This window comes from Pseudomonas sp. ICMP22404 (assembly GCF_006227205.1).
Taxonomy (GTDB): domain Bacteria; phylum Pseudomonadota; class Gammaproteobacteria; order Pseudomonadales; family Pseudomonadaceae; genus Aquipseudomonas.
Window position 1 is genome coordinate 54642 of sequence record NZ_VCNG01000025.1, and the last position, 6000, is coordinate 60641.

Annotated in this window: 1 protein-coding gene and 1 pseudogene; both read right to left on the reverse strand. The window is 62.0% G+C overall.

Features of this window, described 5'->3' with window-relative positions; genetic code table 11:
• Positions 1-43: 43 nt before the first annotated feature.
• Complete coding sequence (locus tag FGE05_RS28830; protein ID WP_041021529.1) at positions 44-382, reverse strand: hypothetical protein; 339 nt, start codon at positions 380-382, stop codon at positions 44-46.
• A gap of 121 nt (positions 383-503) precedes the next feature.
• Positions 504-6000: pseudogene (locus FGE05_RS28835) on the reverse strand (LapA family giant adhesin); the annotation flags it as partial.

The following is a 6000-nucleotide window of genomic DNA, read 5'->3' on the forward strand; positions in this document are numbered from 1 at the left end:
ACTGTGGGAGCGAGCCTGCTCGCGATGGCGTCAGTCCAGGCGCCTAGATCAAGCCCTTTTCATCATCATCGATCAATCGGCTCAGCCCGCCCAAGGCTTCCCGGGCCTGGTTGCGGTCCATCAGCTTGGCCTGGGCGGCAGGGGGCAGGTCGGTGACGCGGATGACGCCTTTACTGGTCAGCACTTGAATCAAGTCGTCGAGTACCCGGATCATCTCCAGGTCGCTTTGCTTGAGTTGCTTGAGGCTGTTTTCCACGGCTTGGTTGGCGAACCAGTCCTGGATCTCGTGGTTGTCGGCCGGCAGGGTTTCGGTGGCTTCGGCATAGGCGATGGCTTCTACGCGCACCAGCAGGCCTTGTGCATCGCGTTGCACATAAAACATCGGGCATCCCTCATGGATTAAGCAGCGTCATGCCGAGCAGCATAGGCCAACTGTGCGCGAGTATGAACCCTTATCCCATGGCGAGGGAGCAAGCGCCCTCGCCATGGGTTTTGTGTCAGGTTCAGCTGTTGTTGTGATCGACCTTGATGGTCGGGTCACTGCCGGCGATCAGCGTGTTCAGGTTGACGTTCGACCAGTTGTTGCCTTCCAGCTTGATCGTCACGTCCGGCGCTGCCGATGCGCCGTTGGCCCCGTTGAACTGGCCGGTGGTGCTGACCTGCAACGACGACACCCCATCGACCGTACTGATCTGCAGGAAGTGATCAATGGTGCTGCCGGATTCGCCTTGCAACAGATCCCGCAGGTCGATCCGGTCGCCATCGGCAGCCTTGAAGTCCTTGATCACGTCGTTGCCGGTGTCCCCGGCCTTCCAGACAAAGGTATCGCCGCCCAGGCCACCGATCAGCGTGTCATGACCCTGACCGCCGATCAGCGTGTCGTTGCCAGTACCGCCGAGCAGGATGTCATTGCCCTTGCCGCCGTTTAGCGAGTCGTTACCGCCCTGGCCGAAGAGGATGTCGTTGCCGCCGCCACCCAGCAGCGTGTCGTTGCCATCATGGGCACCGGACACGTCGAACGCGGTGTAGTGCTCGGTGATGTATTGGTGCACGTTGCTGGTGGTGACTTTGCTGACATCCACGCCGCTCTGCTGGGCCACGAACGCCTGGATGGCCTGGTAGCCTTCGCCAGTGACGCCGTTGAAGCTCACCAGGTCGCCGAAGAGGATGTCGTTGCCTTCGCCACCGTTGACCGTGTCGGCACCCGGCAGGGTTGCTTCGGTGTGGCCGATGATCGAGTTGGCCAGGTTGTTCGGGTCGATGTTGGTCTGTGGTGTGCCATCCGAGTCGTACGGCTTGAGGTCGTTCAGGGTGACGTCATTGTTCAGGCCAATGGCTTCGACATTGCTCAGGCCCTTGAGCAGGGTGAAGCTGGCGCTCGAACCCGTCGCGGCCCAGGAGTCGGCGTAGCCGCTACCGTCCACGTAGGAGAATTCGAAGGTACCGTTGCCCTCGGCATGCACCGTACCGACATAGTTGTCGTTCCAGTTCCTGCCGTTCTTGGTCGACAGGTACATGTCGCCGTTTTCGTAGATGGTGTATTTGTGCGTGCTGTCGATAGTCTGGGTGTAGTACTTGCCAATGGAGTAGTTGGCCGCACTCAAGACGTCATCGAGCTTGACGTTGCCGTACAGTGTCGGGTTCGTCTGTTCGCCGGACTGGTAGAGCGTCGGCTGGCCGTCGGTGATGAAGTACGTCAGGTTCTTCGCGCCGGTATTGTTCAGGGCCTGGGTGCTGTTGAAGAAGTTCGCCGTGGTCTTGAACACGTCTTCGTAGTTGGTACCGCCGCCGGAGACCATCGAATCGATGACGCTCTTGAGCAGCGTCAGCGCGTTCGGGTCATTGAGGTTCACCGCAACGTTCTTGTTCACCTGGTTGTCGAAGTCCGCCAGGAAGATGTTCACGGTCCCGGAGTTGCTGCCCAGGCTCTGCTTGAGGGTATTGAATACCTGGGTCAACGAGTTCTTGGCTGCGGCAATGGACGACGAACTCATGCTGCCGGAGCTGTCGACCATGAATGCGATGTTGTAGTTGACGCCCGGCACGACGGTCAGCCCGCCAATGTCGGCAACCATGATGTCGTTGCCATCGGTGCCGGTGACGTTGTCACTGCCCGAGGTCGCGGTCACGGCGTTGTAGACCGCCGGGTACACGGTGACCGGGATGTGTGCGGTGGTCACCGCCGACCCGCCGAGGGCTTCCGTGGACGTGGAGGTTACAGTCAGGTCCAGGTGACCGTTGTAGTAGGCCGGTGGCGTCAGGGTCAGGCTGCCCAGGTTCCAGCCGCTGACCGTGGCTTCGCCGTTGCTGCCCACGGTCGCGGTGTGACCCGCGCCGTCGGTCAGCACGCTGCCTTCGGGCATGCCACCGATCTTCACGCTCAGTTTCTCGGAACCGTCGGTGTCGGTCAGGGCGGTGGTGATTTTCGACAGGTGCACGCTGGTGCCTTCGGCGCCTTCGTTGAGCTTGTAGCCGTCGTAGTAGCCTTCGCCGTTGGTGCCGTGCAGGTCCGAGACGGTTACGCCGGCGTTCGCCAGATCGGTCACGCTGGTGTACAGCGGCACACCCGCGCCGCTCAGGTCGATAGGCGTGCCGCCATTGACCGACAGGTTCACGTCATAGCTGCCCGGGCCGCTCTGGTTGTGGTGATAGATATCGAGGGTGTAGTAACCGCTGGTGGTCGGCGTGAACGAACCGTTCAACTTGCCGCCCGCGCCCCAAGTGATAGCTGCCACGTCCTTGCCGCCGACGGTGACCAGCAAGCTGTCGTCGCCGGTGCCGCTGAAGGTGTAGGTCTTGCCCGCTTCGAGGTAGATCAGGCCCGATGTCTTCGAGGCCGTGCCGGCGTTCACGTTGCTGTCGGACTGCACGTTGGTCACGGTGCTGGTGCTGTTCGGTGTGCCGGCAGCATCGATCACCGACTTGAGTGTGCCGGACGGCGCGCCGCTGCCGTCGGTGCCCAGGCCCGACAGGCTGGTCCAGACTTCCTTGATCAACCCGGTGGAGGTCACGTTGTTGTCGGCCACACTCAGGCTCGGTGCATCCGCCACCGGGGTGATGTCGATCTTCACGGTGCCGGTGTTGCCCAGTGTCTGGCCGTCGGTGGGCTGGAACTGGATCTGTGCGTAATCTGACTTCTGATCGCCCACGCCGGTCGGGTTGCCGTTGGCGCCGGATTCGTTGGCGTCCGGTGTGAAGCGCAGCTTGCCGCCGTCGATGTCAGCCTTGGTGAAGGTCTGGTTGCTGGTCACGTCCTTCCAGGTCGTGCCGTCCAGGTACTGCAACTTGCCGTCGCCTGGCAGGCCGGTGATCTTCACGCCCTGGCTGGCGGCGGCACTGTCCACGTCGCTGACGCCAAAGGTCGACCAGCCGAGAACCAGCGAAGTGTCCTCGGTACCGGTCACCGTGCCTCCGGTGGCAACCGGCGCATCGTTGACCCCGACCACGTTCACGGTGGTGGTGGCGGTGTTGGAGACGTTGCTGCCATCGGTCACTGTCACGGTGATGATGCGCGGGACACTGCTCGGGTCGTCGCTGTTGTTGGTGAAGGTGATGTTCTTGATCTGCTGCATGTAGTCGGCCAGCGTCGCGTTGCCCGACATCGTCAGCGTGACGGTGCCGTTGGTGCTGTTGGCGTTGATACTGATGCCGTTGACGCTGTTGCCCAGGTTCAGCGCATCGCCCGGCTGACGGTTGGTCAGCACGACGGTGGCGCCGGTCAGCATGGTGCTGTCCGGGTCGGTTATCTTCAGGTCGGTATCGCCAATCGACACGCCCGGGCCCGCGGTGCCTTCGGTGAAGGTGACCTGGTAATCGGCTCCGGTCTTGCCGCTGGAATTGTTGGCATCCAGGTCGAGTACCGGTGGTGCGTCGTTGTCGATGATCGAGGTACTGACGCTGCCATTGGTGTTGCTGATCGCCAGGTGCTCGAAGTTGCCACCGGTCGCGGAGTCGATCTTGACCACGAAGTTTTCCGTGCCTTCGGTGATCTTGTCGTCCAGCGTCGCCACGTTGAAGGTCGTGCTGGTGGCGTTGGCTGGGATTTTGACGGTGTAGACGCCAGTGAAGTCCGTGCCGTCGGCCGCAGTGCCGCTGTAGACGAGCTTGAGGGTCACCTCGGTCTGCGCCGGGTTGGTCAGGCTGACGGTGTAGGTCGCGGCCTGGCCTTCGGTGACCGACGAGCTGCCACTGATGCTGACGGTGGTGTCATCGACCGTGTCGGTGACGGCGGTCACCGCTGGCGCGGTGCTCGGCACCAGGTGCTCGAAGTTGCCGCCGGTGGCGGACTGGATCGTCGCCTGGACATTGCCGGCATCCTGATAGACATCGTCCTTAGGTGCGTCGACGGTGACAGTACCGGTGGTCTTGCCGGCATCGATATTAATGACCGCGCCGTTGCTCAAGGTCACGGTAACCGGTGTGCCGGCGGCATGGGTCAGGGTCGCGGTGTAGGTGATCTGACCACCCTCGGCAACCGTGCCGGTGGCGCTCAGGCTCAGGCCGGTGTCGTCCTGGACATCGGTGACCGCGGTATTGGCCGGTTTGCCGTCGATGTCGAGTTTTTCGTAATTGCCGCCCTTGGCGTCGTCGATCTTGACGCTGAGGCTATTGCCGCCAGCGAGGGCATCATTCGGTGCGATGAAGTTCACCGAACCGGAGCTCGCGCCGACCGGGATGGTGATGGTCTGGCCGTTCGACAGGGTGACAACCAGCGGAGCATCGGTCACTGGTGCGTTGACCGAAGCGGTATAGACGACAGTGCCGCCTTCCGCGATGGTCGACGTGGCGCTGAGCGAAACGGTGCTGGTGTCGAGGGTGTCGGTCACGGTGGTGACGGCCGGGGTGGTGCTTGGCACCAAGTGCTCGAAGTTGCCTCCGGTGGCGTGGTCGATGCTGACTTCGACTTTGCCGGCGTCTTTGTAGACGTCGTCTTTCGGCGCATCAACGGTGACGGTGCCCGTGGTCTTGCCGGCGTCGATGGTGATGACGGCGCCATTGCTCAAGGTCACGGTGACCGGCGTGCCGGCGGCATTGGTCAAGGTCGCGGTATAGGTGATCTGGCCACCCTCGGCAACGGTGTCGGTGGCACTCAGGCTCAGGCTGGTGTCGTCCTGGGCGTCGGTGACCGCGGTGTTGGCCGGCTTGCCGTCGATGTCGAGTTTTTCGTAGTTGCCGCCCTTGGCGTCATCGATCTTGACGCTGAGGTTGTTGCCGCCAACGAGGGCGTCGTTTGGCGTGACGAAATTCACGCTGGCGCTGCTCGCACCGACCGGGATTGTGATGGTCTGGCCGTTCGACAGGGTGACAACCAGCGGAGCATTGGTCACCGGTGCGTTGACCGACGCGGTGTAGACAACGGTGCCACCTTCAGCGACGGTCGACGTAGCACTGAGCGAAACGGTGCTGGTATCGATGGTGTCGGTGATTGTGGTAACCGCTGGCGTGGTGCTCGGCACCAGGTTTTCGAAATTGCCGCCGGTCGCACCGGTGATGGTGGTGCTGACGGTACTGCCATTGTTGTAGACGTCGTTGGCAGGCGTATTGACTGCAACAGTGCCGGTGGTTTCGCCAGCGGCGATGGTGATCACCGAGCCGTTGCTCAGCGTCACGGTCACTGGCGTTTGCGCGGCGTTGGTCAAGGTCGCGGTGTAGGTGATCTGACCGCCTTCAGTGATGGTCTCGCTGGCACTCAGGGTCAGGCCAGTGTTATCCACCGAGTCAGTGATCGTGGTGACGGCTGGTGTGGTGCTTGGCACCAGGTTCTCGAAGTTGCCGCCATTTGCGCCGGTGATGGTAGTGCTGACGGTGCTGCCATTGTTGTACACGTCATTCGCAGGTGTATTAACCGCAACGGTACCGGTGGTTTCACCGGCAGCGATGTTGATCACTGAGCCGTTGCTCAGCGTCACGGTCACTGGCGTTTGCGCCGCGTTGGTGAGCGTCGCGGTATAGGTGATCTGGCCGCCTTCGGTGATGGTTTCGCTGGCGCTCAGGGTCAGG

What these genes read in the sequence shown, in the direction of transcription:
- FGE05_RS28830 (WP_041021529.1), bottom strand. Translation starts at nt 382, where the DNA reads ATGTTTTATGTGCAACGCGATGCACAAGGCCTGCTGGTGCGCGTAGAA.